This window comes from Streptosporangium sp. NPDC023615, assembly GCF_040640155.1.
GTDB lineage: Bacteria > Actinomycetota > Actinomycetes > Streptosporangiales > Streptosporangiaceae > Streptosporangium.
Genome location: NZ_JBFABE010000024.1, coordinates 71,367 through 84,275 on the forward strand (window position 1 = coordinate 71,367; position 12,909 = coordinate 84,275).

10 protein-coding genes are annotated in these 12,909 nt (G+C 72.9%); 8 read left to right on the forward strand and 2 right to left on the reverse strand.

Going from position 1 to position 12,909, the window contains the following annotated elements; all coding sequences use genetic code 11:
* Positions 1-155 precede the first annotated feature (155 nt).
* The 5 genes from AB0G16_RS18980 (at position 156) to AB0G16_RS19000 (ending at position 5,109) form a co-directional block, all read left to right on the forward strand.
* The gene (locus AB0G16_RS18980) at positions 156-860 is read left to right on the forward strand and encodes a YggS family pyridoxal phosphate-dependent enzyme (RefSeq protein WP_362806225.1); all 705 of its coding nucleotides are present in this window, start codon (positions 156-158) and stop codon (positions 858-860) included.
* Positions 861-978: 118 nt separating this feature from the next.
* Entirely contained in the window at positions 979-1,482 is a 504-nt protein-coding gene (gene sepF / locus AB0G16_RS18985) for a cell division protein SepF (protein WP_362806226.1), read from the forward strand.
* Between the two features lie 82 nt (positions 1,483-1,564).
* The gene (locus AB0G16_RS18990; protein ID WP_362806228.1) at positions 1,565-1,852 is read left to right on the forward strand and encodes a YggT family protein; all 288 of its coding nucleotides are present in this window, start codon (positions 1,565-1,567) and stop codon (positions 1,850-1,852) included.
* A 49-nt stretch (positions 1,853-1,901) separates the two neighbouring features.
* Positions 1,902-2,759, forward strand: a complete 858-nt coding sequence (locus AB0G16_RS18995; RefSeq protein ID WP_362806230.1) for a DivIVA domain-containing protein — start codon at positions 1,902-1,904, stop codon at positions 2,757-2,759.
* 43 nt (positions 2,760-2,802) lie between these two features.
* Positions 2,803-5,109 carry a hypothetical protein gene (locus AB0G16_RS19000; protein ID WP_362806232.1) on the forward strand — a complete coding sequence of 769 codons (2,307 nt, stop codon included), beginning with the start codon at positions 2,803-2,805 and terminating at the stop codon, positions 5,107-5,109.
* A gap of 221 nt (positions 5,110-5,330) precedes the next feature.
* Here the strand turns inward: AB0G16_RS19000 and ileS are convergent, their stop codons facing one another.
* Complete coding sequence (ileS, locus tag AB0G16_RS19005; RefSeq protein WP_362806234.1) at positions 5,331-8,483, reverse strand: isoleucine--tRNA ligase; 3,153 nt, start codon at positions 8,481-8,483, stop codon at positions 5,331-5,333.
* A gap of 502 nt (positions 8,484-8,985) precedes the next feature.
* Between ileS and AB0G16_RS19010 the strand changes: the two genes are divergently transcribed.
* The 3 genes from AB0G16_RS19010 (at position 8,986) to AB0G16_RS19020 (ending at position 10,971) form a co-directional block, all read left to right on the forward strand.
* Entirely contained in the window at positions 8,986-9,405 is a 420-nt protein-coding gene (locus AB0G16_RS19010) for a TraR/DksA C4-type zinc finger protein (protein WP_362806236.1), read from the forward strand.
* 113 nt (positions 9,406-9,518) lie between these two features.
* Positions 9,519-10,049: a signal peptidase II gene (locus tag AB0G16_RS19015; RefSeq protein ID WP_362806237.1), complete on the forward strand. Its 531-nt coding sequence runs from the start codon at positions 9,519-9,521 to the stop codon at positions 10,047-10,049.
* On the forward strand, positions 10,042-10,971 hold the full coding sequence (locus AB0G16_RS19020; protein ID WP_362806239.1) for an RluA family pseudouridine synthase: 930 nt from the start codon (positions 10,042-10,044) through the stop codon (positions 10,969-10,971). The genes AB0G16_RS19015 and AB0G16_RS19020 overlap by 8 nt, the downstream gene beginning before the upstream one ends.
* 233 nt (positions 10,972-11,204) lie before the next feature.
* Here the strand turns inward: AB0G16_RS19020 and AB0G16_RS19025 are convergent, their stop codons facing one another.
* The gene (locus tag AB0G16_RS19025; protein WP_362806241.1) at positions 11,205-12,860 is read right to left on the reverse strand and encodes a protein kinase; all 1,656 of its coding nucleotides are present in this window, start codon (positions 12,858-12,860) and stop codon (positions 11,205-11,207) included.
* Positions 12,861-12,909: the final 49 nt, after the last annotated feature.

Here is a 12,909-nt window from a genome sequence, read left to right on the forward strand (position 1 = left end):
GCCGTGCGGGTCGTTCCGGTCGGCCCGGCGGGGGCACCGGCGGAGATGACGGGGACGGCGGCGATGACGGGGACGGCCGGGACGGACCCGCCGGGGACGGCGGGAACGACGGCGGTGACGGCCTCGCCGGCAGGCCGGCGTCGAGCGGCGGAGATGTGACGGAAACGACACGACGTGACGAGATCGCGGCCGGCCTGGCCCGGGTCGAGGCGGAGATCGCCGAGGCCTGCCGGGCGGCCGGACGCCCCCGCGAGGAGCTGACGCTCGTCGCGGTGAGCAAGACCTACCCCGCCTCCGACGTGCGGCTGCTGGCCGGGCTCGGGATCACCGACGTGGGGGAGAACCGCGACCAGGAGGCCTCGGCCAAGGCGCGCGACTGCGCCGGGCTCGGCCTGCGCTGGCACTTCATCGGCCAGTTGCAGACCAACAAGGTCCGCTCGGTGGTCGGCTACGCCGACGTCGTCCACTCGGTCGACCGCCCGCGCCTGGTCGCCGCGCTCAGCCGGGAGGCGCTCGCGGCGGGACGCCGCGTCACCTGCCTGGTACAGGTGGCCCTGGACGGCGACCCGGCCAGGGGCGGCGCGCGACCGGAGGAGGTCGAGGCGCTGGCGGACGCCGTCGCCGGTGCCGGGGGGCTCGCGCTGGGCGGGGTGATGGCGGTCGCGCCTCTGGGGGAGGACCCGGGCAGGGCGTTCGCCAGGTTGAGGGAGATCGCCCGATCCGTCCGTGACGCCCACCCCGAGGCCGGGGTCGTTTCGGCCGGAATGAGCGGTGACATGTCCCAGGCGATTGCCAACGGCGCGACACACCTGCGTGTTGGTACGGCGTTGCTCGGTCGCAGGAAGCCCTTCGTCAGGTAATGTCCCTTCAAGTGGACCTTGGCGTTCACGTATCCGGACAGCGGTCGAACGGTGGTGAGCTCAAGGCGGTCGGCCGGCCCCTCGGGCGCATCGAGGTAAGACGGAGGAAGAAGTAGCGATGGCCGGCGCGATGCGCAAGATGGCGGTCTACCTCGGTCTTGTTGAGGACGACCGCTACGAGAGATACGACAGCTACCCCGACGACGAGTACGAGGAGTTCGACGACACGCGCCGTGAGGGCGAGGATCGTCCTGGCACGGTCCACGACCTCCCGGACGACACCGACCCGGCCGTGCCCGCCGTCAGGCCCGCGACGGCCGTCCTGGAGCGCCGCACGACCGACCTGGCGCGCATCACGACCCTCCACCCCCGCACGTACAACGAGGCGCGGACCATCGGGGAGCACTTCCGGGACGGCACGCCGGTCATCATGAACCTGACCGAGATGGTTGACAGTGACGCAAAGCGCCTCGTTGATTTCGCGGCAGGTCTGGTCTTTGGCCTACATGGCAGCATTGAACGTGTTACCAACAAGGTGTTCCTGTTGTCCCCAGCCAATGTCGAGGTGACCGCCGAGGACAAGGCCCGAATCGCGGAACGCGGATTCTTCAACCAGAGCTAGAGTTCCATCATGAACAGTGACCGGCCCGACGTGTCCCGACGGGACAGGGGACGGCGGAACGAAGTGGAGGCGGGGACGGACCGTGGAGATCGTTGGCGGGATCTTGGTCTTTGTCCTGTCCATCTACCTCGTTCTGCTGATCGGCAGAATGATCTTGGAGACGGTGCAGGCGTTCGCGCGCCAGTGGCGCCCCACCGGCATCGTCCTGGTGCTGGCGGAGCTCGTATACACGGTGACCGACCCACCTCTCAAGTTCCTCCGCCGTTTCATTCCACCACTCCGGTTGGGTACGGTGGCCTTTGACCTAAGCTTCACCTTGCTGTTCATCTTGGTCGTGCTCTTGATCCAACTCGTGTCCGCGCGTCTTTGATCGGGTACCTTCCCCCGGGACAGACTCCAAGCGCGCCAAGGAGACCGAAATGCCGTTGACGCCCGCCGACGTGCGGAACAAGCAGTTCAGTACGACCCGCCTCAGGCCGGGTTACGACGAGGAAGAGGTGGACGCCTTCCTCGACGAGGTCGAGTCCGAGTTGGACCGTCTCATCCAGGAGAACGAGGAGCTCCGCGCCAAGCTGGCGGAGTGCCTGCGCGGCAAGGTGCCCGGCGGGATGGGGATGGCCATGGCGCCGGCCCCCATCGCCGAGCCCAAGCCCGAGATGATGATGCAGCAGCCCGAGCCGATGCGCGCGCCCGAGCCGGTGCAGCACCAGCAGCCCGTCCCGGTCAACATGGGGATGCCCCCGGCCGAGGACAACATGGACACCGCCGCGCGCGTGCTCGCGCTCGCGCAGCAGACCGCGGACCAGGCCATCGCGGACGCCCGCCGGGAGGCGGACGAGACCGTGACCCGCGCGCGCCGCGAGGCCGACGACATCCTCGGCAAGGCGCGCCGCCAGGCCGAGCAGGTCATCGGCGACGCCCGTGCCCGCGCCGAGACGCTGGAGCGCGACGCGCAGGAGCGGCACCGTCAGGCCATGGGCTCGCTGGTGCAGACCCGCGACGAGCTGGAGCGCAAGGTCGAGGAGCTGCGCAGCTTCGAGCGCGAGTACCGCAGCCGCCTGAAGCTGTACCTGGAGAACCAGCTCTCCGAGCTGAACGTGGCGGCCGAGGGCAGCGGCGGGTTCCCGATCGTGAGCGGGCCTCCGGCCATGTCCCACGCGGTGGCTCCCGGCGGTCAGCCGACCCTGCAGGGCGCTCCCAACCCGTTCGGGGGCGAGCCGTCGCAGCATTCGGGTGCCTTCCAGGGCGTTGACGGTCCTCACAACGACCGCCGCTAAGGTTTCGGGTCATTACTCTTGACCCGCATCCGGGAGTCTCTCTGTGATCCTCATCAGCGCCGGTCTGGTACTCACGGCCATCATCCTGCTCATAGCGGGGTTCGTGATGGCCGAGCTGTACCTGGTCGTATGGTCGATCGCGGTCAGCATGCTGTCCGCCGTCTTCCTGGTGATCGGGGCGTTGTTGCGCCGCCACGAGTTGTTCCCCGGCGGACGTGCCGGGGCCTCCAAGCCCTCTGACCCGCAGGGGCCGTCGCCGGTCGGGCCGATGCCCGTACCGCACGGCATGCCGGGTCAGCCCCCCACGGCGCCCCACCTGGCGACGCAGCACGGAACGCGGGCGCAGGTGCCCGTCGCCCCGGGCCGGCCGCACAGCGGCCCGGTGACAGGTCCGGCGACAGCCTCGCCGGCAGGGCCGGCGGCGAGGCCGGCCACCGCCGCGACGGCGAGACGGGGCGCCCTGCCCGCCGACGCGATCGTCCTGGTCGTCCCGGGGCGCAAGCGCTACCACGTCGCGGGATGCCGTCAGCTCGCCGGCAGGGAGCACGAGGAGCTCACCCACGAGGAGGCGCGCGAGGAGGGCTTCACGCCCTGCACCACGTGCCTGCCCGACCCGGTCGCCGGGACGCGACCGCAGGACGGCCCCTCCGGGGCACGGGAGTCCTCCGGTCCGAGCGCCCACCGCGAGTCCGGTCCGGCCGAGAGGCCGCGCGAGCCCGGCACCGAGAGCCCGCTCGAGCCCGCCTCCCGCGAGACCGCCGCACGCTTCCCCTCCCCGTACGGATCCGCGACACCGGCCGCCGGGCAGGGGGCCGCCGCACGTGCTCCCGAGGCCTCCTGGCGCGGAACGGGAGCTCCGGCGGACAGGGACGGAGCCCCGTCCACCGGCGGGGAGAGCGCCGCGACCCGGGAGAGCACCGCGTCATCGAGGGCCGAGGCGCCATCGAGGGGCGACACGGCCCGCGAGACGTCCGCGGCCCGGGAGACCGCCGTGTTCCGCCAGGAGGGCGCGCGGCCCCCGCAGGAGCCCGCAGGCCCGGTTCGGCCCTACCTCCACTCCTCGGAACCGCAGGGACGCTCCTCCGAGCCCCAGGGGCGGCCCACCGGCCCGCAGGGAAGGCCGCAGGAGGCGCCGAGGACCCCCTCCCCGGCGTCCCCGGCCGTGAACGCGCCGACTCCCGCGCTGCCGATCCGGCTGCCCAGGATCCCCGAGATCCCGCACGCCGAGTCCGAGGCGACCAGCTGGTTCAGCCGCGACGCGGTCGCCCGGACGTCCGAGCCGAACAGCCAGGCCGAGCCGGAGAGCCCGGCCGAACCGAAGGCGCAGCCCGGACCGAAGGCGCAGGCCCGGCCGGAAAGCCCGGCCGGGCAGAAGACGCAGGCCGGGCCGGAGAGTTCGGCCGAGCAGGAGAGGCAGGCGCGGGCCCACGAGGCCGAGCCCGCCGCCCCCGGGGGCGGCGCCCCGGTGAAGGGCGCCGGAGAAGCCGACGCCGGGGCCGAGCCCGTCGAGCACGAGGCCTCCGCTTCGGGGACCTCCGGCCAGGCCCGCCCCGCCGGGACAGAGTCCGCTTCCGCCGGCCAGGACGCCTCCCGGGCGCCCTCCGGCCCGGGCCGGGAGCCGGGCGCCGATGACGGCGGCCCCGAGCCGGAGGAGCCGGTGGGGCCGGCCGAGACGGCACCCGGGCGCGCCGGGACGCAGACCGCGGCCGGGACGGCCTCGGGGGACGGTCCCACCGCCGAGGAACCTGCCGCGACGTCCGTGACCGAGAGGCCCGTGACCGAGAGGCCCGCGACCGAGAGGCCCGCGACCGGGACGGGCGAGACCACGGCTCCCGAGGCCGGGACCGTGGCGTCCGGGACCGAGACCGCCGGCACCACGGCGGTTACCGAGACGACCGGGACCGGGACGTCCGAGGACGGGGCCGCCGGAGCCGCCGGGACCGGTACGGCCGAGGCCGAAGCGGCCGGGACCGGGCCGTCCGGGTCGTCCGGGTCCGGTGACGCGGCGTCCAGGAGCACGACGTCCGGGGGGGCGACGTCCGGGGGTGTGACCTCACCCGGGGACGAGGATGGTTCCTCCGAGCGGGACGATGAAGACACCTCTCCCCGAGGCATCCCCGTGATCAAGGACGAGTCGCCTTCCTCGGGCCGGAAGGAGGAGGCCGACCAGGCCACCGTCAAGGTCGGGGCCACCGTCAAGGTCATCGTCGGCACCCGACGCTTCCACGCCCCGGCCTGCCCTCTCGTCAAGGGCGTGGGTGAGAGCGGGGTCGAGTCCATGACGCTCGGCGAGGCCGAGAAGGCCGGGCTGAGCGGCTGCTCCGTCTGCCTGAGCGACACCGGTTCCTGACCAGGCCGATTCCGGACCGGCCGGTACCGGGTCGATCCCAAGCCGGTTCCAGGCCGGGTCCGTGTGGGGTCCGTGCCGATTCCGAGCCGGGACCAGGCCGGGTCCGTGTGGGGTCCGTGCCGGTTCCGGGCCGCTCGCCCGGTCACGGGTGGTGAGCTCGTCCCCGGCCCGTCTCCCGCCCCCTCGGCGGGCGGGAGACGGGCCGGGGGGGCGGGAGCCGGTCAGGAACCGACGCGGCGGAGCTGGAAGGTCAGGCCCAGCTCGGCGTCCCGGTGGACGGGAACGTCCTCGGCGCCCCCCTCGGTGAGGGAGACGGCCAGCACCTCGGCGGACACGGTCCGGCCCTCGGCCCGCAGCGCCTCGGCCAGGTCGGCGTCGTCGGTGGACCACCACACGTCGATCCGGTCGGAGATCGCCAGGCCGGTGGACTTGCGGGTGTCCTGCAACAGGCGGACGACGTCGCGGATCAGGCCCGAACGGCGCAGCTCGTCGGTGATGGTCAGGTCCAGGGCGACGGTCTCCCCGGCTCCGCTCTCCACCGCCCAGCCCGACCTCGGCTGCTCGGTGACGATCACGTCGTCGGGGCCGAGCTCCACCACGCCAAGCTCGCCCGTCTCCACCGCGACCGGCGCGCCGGTACGGAGCGCGGCGGCCAGCCAGGCGGGTTCGGCGGAGGTGACGGCCGCGGCGACCAGCTTGGTCTGCGAGCCGAACCGCTTGCCCAGCGCCCGGAAGTTGGGCTTGATCGTGAAGGAGACCAGGTCGGCGCCGATCCCGGACAGGTCCTCCAGGCCCTTCACGTTGAGCTCGTCGGCGACCAGCTCGCGCAGCTCCACCGGCAGCGCTCCCCAGCCCGGGGCGCCGACCAGGGCGCGGCCGAGCGGCTGGCGGGTCTTCACCCCGCTGGAGGCGCGGGCCGAGCGGCCCAGCTCGACCAGGCGGCGGACCAGGGCCATCCGCTCCGACAGCTCCGCGTCCAGCAGCGCGTCGTTCACCTCGGGCCAGGTGGCCAGGTGCACCGAGGCGGGGGTGCCGGTGTCGCGGAGCACGTCCCAGACGTAGTCGGTGGTGAAGGGCACCACCGGCGCCATCAGCCGGGTGACGGTCTCCAGGCACTCGTACAGCGTGGCGAAGGCCGCGGTGTCCCCGGCCCAGAACCGGCGGCGGGAGCGCCGCACGTACCAGTTGGACAGGTCGTCGAGGAACTCGGCGAGCCGGCGCCCCACCCGGGCGGTGTCGAAGACGTCCATCGACGCGGTGACCTCGGCCACCGTCCGGTGCAGCTCGGCCAGGGCCCAGCGGTCGATCAGCGGGCGCTCGGCGTACGCGGGCGCCTCGGCCAGGCGCGCCGGCGACCAGGACTCGGCGTTGGCGTACAGGGTGAAGAAGGAGGCGGTGTTCCAGTACGTGAGCAGGACCTTGCGGACGATCTCCTCCAGAGCGCCGTGCCCGACCCTGCGGGCGGCCCAGGGGGAGCCGGAGCAGGCCATGTACCAGCGCAGCGCGTCGGCGCCGTGCCGGTCCATCAGCGGCATCGGCTGGAGCACGTTGCCCAGGTGCTTGCTCATCTTGCGGCCGTCCTCGGCCAGGATCAGGCCCAGGCAGAGCACGTTCTCGTAGGAGGACCGGTCGAAGACGAGCGTGCCGACCGCCATCAGCGAGTAGAACCAGCCGCGGGTCTGGTCGGTGGCCTCGCAGATGAACTGCGCCGGGTAGGCCTTGTCCAGCATCTCGGCGTTGCGGTACGGCGCGCCCCACTGGGCGAACGGCATCGAGCCCGAGTCGTACCAGGCGTCGATCACGTCCGGCACCCGGCGCGCCTCGTTGCCGCAGGTGGGACACGGCAGCGTGACGTCGTCCACGTAGGGGCGGTGCGGGTCGAGCGCGGAGACGTCCTGTCCCGACAGCCGGCCCAGCTCCTCCAGCGAGCCGACGCAGGTGACGTGCGACTCGTCGGCGGTGCAGACCCACAGGGGCAGCGGGGTGCCCCAGTAGCGCGAGCGCGACAGCGACCAGTCGACGTTGTTGCGCAGCCACTCGCCGAAGCGGCCCCACTTGATCGTCTCGGGGTACCAGCCGGTCCTCTCGTTCTCGGCGAGCATCCGGTCCTTGATCGCGGTGGTGCGGATGTACCAGGCGGGCAGGGCGTAGTACAGCAGCGCGGTGTGGCAGCGCCAGCAGTGCGGGTAGCTGTGCTCGAAGTGGCCGCCCCGGTACAGCAGGCCGCGCTCGCGCAGGTCGGCGGTGAGGTCCTCGTCGGCGTCCTTGAAGAACCGGCCGCCGACCTGCGGCACGGTGTCGAGGAAGCGGCCGTCGGGGCCGATCGGGTTGACCACGGGCAGCCCGTAGCGCTTGCAGGTCGTCATGTCGTCGGCGCCGAAGGCGGGGGCCTGGTGGACCAGGCCGGTGCCGTCCTCGGTGGTGACGTAGTAGCCGAGCACCACGTAGTGCGCGCCGGGGATGTCGACCAGGTCGAAGGGGCGCGTGTAGGTGGTGTGCTCCAGCTCGGCGCCGGTGAAGGAGGCCAGCACCTCGGCGCCCTCGCCCAGCGCGGCCGCCAGCAGCGGCTCGGCCACCACCAGGACCTCGTCGGAGCCGGCCGGGCGGGCCGCCACGTAGGTCACGTCGGGGTGCACGGCCACCGCGGTGTTGGAGACCAGCGTCCAGGGCGTGGTGGTCCAGATCAGCAGCGAGGCGCCCAGCTCGGCCAGCGGGCCGGAGGTGGCGCGCATGCGGACGTACACCGAGGGGCTGGTGACGGTCTCGTAGCCGCCCGGCTGGCCCAGCTCGTGGTCGGACAGGCCGGTGCCGCAGCGGGGGCAGTACGGGGTGATCCGGAAGTCGCGGAAGAGCAGGTCCTTGTCGAAGATGACCTTGAGCGACCACCAGACGGACTCCACGTAGTCGGGGTCCATCGTGCGGTAGGCCTGGGACAGGTCGATCCAGTAGCCCATCCGCTCGGTCATCTGCTCGAAGGCGTCCACGTGCTTCAGCACCGACTCGCGGCACCTGTCGTTGAACGCGGCGATGCCGTACTCCTCGATCGCCTTCTTGCCCGACAGGCCGAGCGTCTTCTCGACGGCCACCTCGACGGGCAGGCCGTGGCAGTCCCAGCCGGCCTTGCGCGGCACGCTGTAGCCCCGCATCGACTTGTAGCGGGGGAAGACGTCCTTGAAGACGCGGGCCTCGACGTGGTGGACGCCGGGCATGCCGTTGGCGGTGGGCGGGCCCTCGTAGAAGACCCAGGTGGGGGCGCCCGCGTTCTGCTCGACCGAGCGCTCGAAGATCTTGCCGTCCTGCCAGCGGCCGAGCACCTCGTGCTCGATCGCGGGAAGATCGACCTGCGCGGGAAGGGAGCGGAAATAGGCGGACATGATGGACGGGACCTCCACGCTGGAACGGCTGTGGCGTGGAGGGACGAGGCCGTCTGGCCCCGCGGTACCACCCTCCTTGACCCCTCCGCACGCGGAAAGGCCCTCTTCCTTGGGTCTGCTGCCGGTTCTACCGGGCCGCCCGGGACCCCTGTCGAGGTCACCGCGGCCGTTCTTCCGGCGGCTCCGGGGTGATCTTCCCACCGCGCCTCGCCCCGGGCTCACACCGTCCCCGGGTCGCTCGTGCGAGGGGATGCGGAGGTGGCTGTCCCCATCAACGCCCTGCAGGTTCACACGATAACGCACCCGCCGGGCACGGGCTTCCCGGTGTCCGGGCGCGGGCTTTCCGATTTCGGGGGCCGCCGGGCGGAATCAGGGGGAAGCGACCGGATGTTACTGGAGTGGTAAACATCACGGCGGGTCGTTTGCCGTTCTGTTATGGGAGACCTAAGCTGCCCGCACCGTTTACCACACCGGATACGGTCCATCGAACAAGGAGGCCGCCATGGCCGCGACCGTGCGCGCAGACAACAGCGCGGTGGCGTCGTCTAAGGACGGCACCGTCGTCACCTGGTCGGCCGAGGAGCTCGCGGAGGTCCGCGGGCAGCTTGCCGAGGAGGTCCGGGAGCTCACCGAGGAGATCGCCAGGTCCGAGACCGAGATCGCGTCGAGCGACGTCACGGACGGGGCGGGTGACGACCAGGCGGACGCCGGGGCCCGGACGTATGAACGCGAGCGTGAAATCGCCCTTACCCTGAACTCGCGCGATCTGGTCGCGCAGAACGAGCGAGCGATCGCCCGGATCGACGCGGGGACCTACGGAGTGTGCGAATCGTGCCATCAGCCGATCGGAAAGGAGCGCCTTCAGGCGTTTCCGAGGGCGACGCTCTGCGTGGCCTGCAAGCAGCGGGAGGAGCGCCGCTGACCGGCGACACCGGCGGTACCGGTGACACCGGCGGCACCGCCGGCATCGGTGACACCGCGGGCGGGACGGCCCCGGCCGCTCCGCCCGCTCCGGCCGCGAGGCGGCGGATCGCCGTGCTCGCGGTGATCGCCCCGATCGTCTACCTCCTCGACCTCGCCACCAAGACCCTGGTGCTGAGGACCCTGGAGGGCCGGGAACCCCTCGTGGTCGTCCCGGGACTGCTCCAGTTCCGGGTGATCTTCAATTCCGGGGCCGCCTTCGGGCTCGGCACCGGAATGACGATCGTCTTCACCTGTGTGGCCGCGGCCGTCGTGGTGGCGATCCTGCGCACCGCGCGCAACCTGCGCAGCCTGCCCTGGGCGATCACGCTGAGCCTGCTGCTCGGCGGGGCGCTCGGCAACCTCACCGACCGGCTCTTCCGGTTCCCCTCGGGGTTCGGCCCCGGGCGGCCCTCCCCGCTCCAGGGGCACGTGGTCGACTTCGTGGAGACCTTCCCCGGGCACTTCCCGGTCTGGAACGTGGCCGACTCGGCGATCGTCTGCGGCGGGATCCTGGCGGTCGTGCTCGCCTGGCGGGGGTACCAGATCGACGGCACCCGCGACACCGGGACCGGTGGACACGCGAAGGAGGGCGACGATGTCTGACCGGCGAAGCCTCCCGGTGCCCGACGGCCTTGAGGGCGAGCGGCTCGACGCCGCCCTGTCGCGCCTGTTCGGCCTCTCCCGCACCCGCGCGGCCGAGCTGATCGTCGCCGGTGAGGTGCTGGTGGACGGCTCGACCGCGTCGAAGTCCGACCGGCTGCACGGCGGGGCGTGGCTGGAGGTGACGCTCCCGCCGCCGCCCAGCGCGCCGGTGCCGGTGGCCGAGCCGGTGCCCGGCATGCAGATCGTGTACGAGGACGACGACATCGTCGTGGTCAACAAGCCCATCGGCGTGGCCGCCCACCCGACCACCGGCTGGACCGGCCCCACCGTGATCGGCGGCCTGCTCGGCACCGGCCACCGGGTGGCCACCAGCGGCGCGGCAGAACGCCAGGGCATCGTGCACCGGCTGGACGCCAACACCACCGGCGCCATGGTCGTCGCCAAGAGCGAGCACGCCTACTCCCACCTGAAGCGGGCCTTCAAGGAACGTACGGTCGACAAGCGCTACCACGCGCTGGTGCAGGGCCACCCCGACCCGCACCGGGGCACCGTGGACGCGCCGATCGACCGCCACCCGGTCGGGGACGGCCGCTGGGCGGTCGTGGCCGGAGGCAAGGACTCGGTCACCCACTACGACACGATCGAGGCGTTCCGGGCGGCGTCCCTGCTGGACATCAAGCTGGAGACGGGACGGACCCACCAGATCCGGGTCCACATGTCGGCGCTGCGCCACCCGTGCGTCGGCGACATGCTGTACGGGGCCGATCCGACGCTGGCCGCGCGCCTGGGCGTGAGCCGTCAGTGGCTGCACGCGGTCTCCCTGGCCTTCGAGCACCCCACCACGGGTGAGTGGGTCTCCTTCACCACCGCCTACCCCGACGACCTGGCGCGCGCGCTGGAGGCCGTCTCCTCGGATTCCTAGGCCGGCGTCGCCGAGGGGCGGCCAGGGAGCACCTGGGGCACCGGGGGCGTGAACGCGCGTGACCCCGGGATTCCCGGACCGGGCGTCACGGTCACGCCCCGGGCCGGCCCGCCCCCGGGTCCGGGGCCGGGCCGGGTCACACTCCGGTCCGGACGGTCCCGGGCGGCCGATTCCTCACCGTTGTCCTCACCGTTGTCCTGACCGTTGCGGCCCGCCCGGCTTCCCGTCCGCCGTCACCCGGCGGCCACGGTCCCGGCGGCGGCTTCGGCCGCGGCCTTCTCGGCCCTCTCGGAGGCCTGGGGATCGAGGGCGCCCGCGTTGGGGTCCACCTGGTCGGAGGAGTCGCCCTGCTGCTCCTCGCCGGAGGAGTCGTCCTGGCCCGAACCCTCGCCGCCGCCGTCGCCGGATCCGCCGGAGTCCCCGGAACCGTCGTCCCCGCCGCCCTGGTCCTGGTCCTGCCCCGGCTCGTCGGCGGGGTCCTCCGATCCCCGCCCGTCGTCCTGGGAGGGTTCGGCCGAGGGCTTCGGCGACGGCTTGCCCGTCGGGGTCCGGGGGGTCGGCTCGTCGTAGCGGGGCGTGTCCTGGGACGGCCGGGAGGGGGCCTCGTCCCCGGAGGAGCCCTCGCCGGACGGCACCTTGGCCTGCTCGGCCTCGCTCGTCGGCTTCTTCTCGGAGGGCGGAACGCTGGCCGAGGTCGTCGGTTCCTTCGAGGGGGTCTCCGGCGAGTTGGCGGCGACCCAGATCATCCCCCCGGAGGTCAGCACGACGGCCACGGCCACCGCGGCCGCCCCGATCAGGGCCGGGCGTCGCCGGCGGGGAGCGGGGGCCGCCACGGGCGTGGGCCCGGACGGATCCACCGGGGGCGGCACGGCACCCGCCGCACCCACCGCACCCACCGCACCCATCGCACCGACGGCGCCCACGGCACCCGGGGCGGTCATCGCCGGTATGCCGCCCGGCGTGGTGACGGACGCCGCGGAGGCGGCGAGGGGTGGCCCGGTGGGCGGCCCGGTGGGCGGCCCGGCGAGCGGATCGACGGGCAGCTCGATGGGCACGGTCGGCTGGGGGGCGGTCCCGTTGACCAGGGAGGCCAGGTGGCCCTGCACCTCCTGGGCGGTCATGCGGTCGGCCGGGTCCTTGCGGAGCAGGCCGAAGATCACCGGGGCGAGCGGGCCGGCGAGCCGCAGCGGCTCCGGCTCCTGGTGCATGACGGCGCTGAGCGTCGCCAGCGGGTGTGCCCGCTCGAAGGGGGAGCGCCCCTCGACCGCCACGTGCAGCGTCACGCCGAGCGACCACAGGTCCGAGGCGAAGTCGGCCGGGCCGCCGGCGGCCCGTTCCGGCGCGATGAACGCCGGGGTGCCGATGAGCGAGCCGGTCCTGGTGATCGAGGAGTCGCCCTCCAGCACCGCGATGCCGAAGTCGGTGAGCACGGCCCGCCCGTCCCTGGCCAGCAGCACGTTGTCAGGCTTCACGTCCCGGTGCAGGACACCCGCGTGGTGGGCGGCGACCAGCGCGTTGAGCACCTCCAGGCCGATGCGCGCGACCCGCATCGGCGGCAGCGGCCCGTCCTCCCTGACGACCGCCCCGAGGGTGCGGGAGTCGACGAGCTGCATGACGATCCAGGGGCGGCCCTCCTCCTCGATCACGTCGTAGACGGTCGCCACCCCCGGATGCCCGACCCTCCCCGCGGCCCTGGCCTCCCTGAGCGTGCGCACGGTGAAGATCTCGCGTTCGGGGCCGGTGAGGTCGGGGGAGGGGATGACCTCCTTGACCGCCACGTCACGGCCGAGCACCTCGTCCCGGGCTCGCCAGACCGTCCCCATGCCCCCTCGGCCGATGCGTTCGAGCAGGCGGTAGCGGCCTCCGATGATGCCCTGAGAATCGGTCATGCGCTGGCGCCTACCCCGGATTTCTCCCGGCATTCAGGATAGGTACCGC

Coding starts and splice junctions, on each gene's coding strand:
- sepF (WP_362806226.1), top strand. CDS start 979: ATGGCCGGCGCGATGCGCAAGATGGCGGTCTACCTCGGTCTTGTTGAG.
- AB0G16_RS18995 (WP_362806230.1), top strand. CDS start 1,902: ATGCCGTTGACGCCCGCCGACGTGCGGAACAAGCAGTTCAGTACGACC.
- ileS (WP_362806234.1), bottom strand. CDS start 8,483: ATGTCCGCCTATTTCCGCTCCCTTCCCGCGCAGGTCGATCTTCCCGCG.
- AB0G16_RS19010 (WP_362806236.1), top strand. CDS start 8,986: ATGGCCGCGACCGTGCGCGCAGACAACAGCGCGGTGGCGTCGTCTAAG.
- AB0G16_RS19020 (WP_362806239.1), top strand. CDS start 10,042: ATGTCTGACCGGCGAAGCCTCCCGGTGCCCGACGGCCTTGAGGGCGAG.
- AB0G16_RS19025 (WP_362806241.1), bottom strand. CDS start 12,860: ATGACCGATTCTCAGGGCATCATCGGAGGCCGCTACCGCCTGCTCGAA.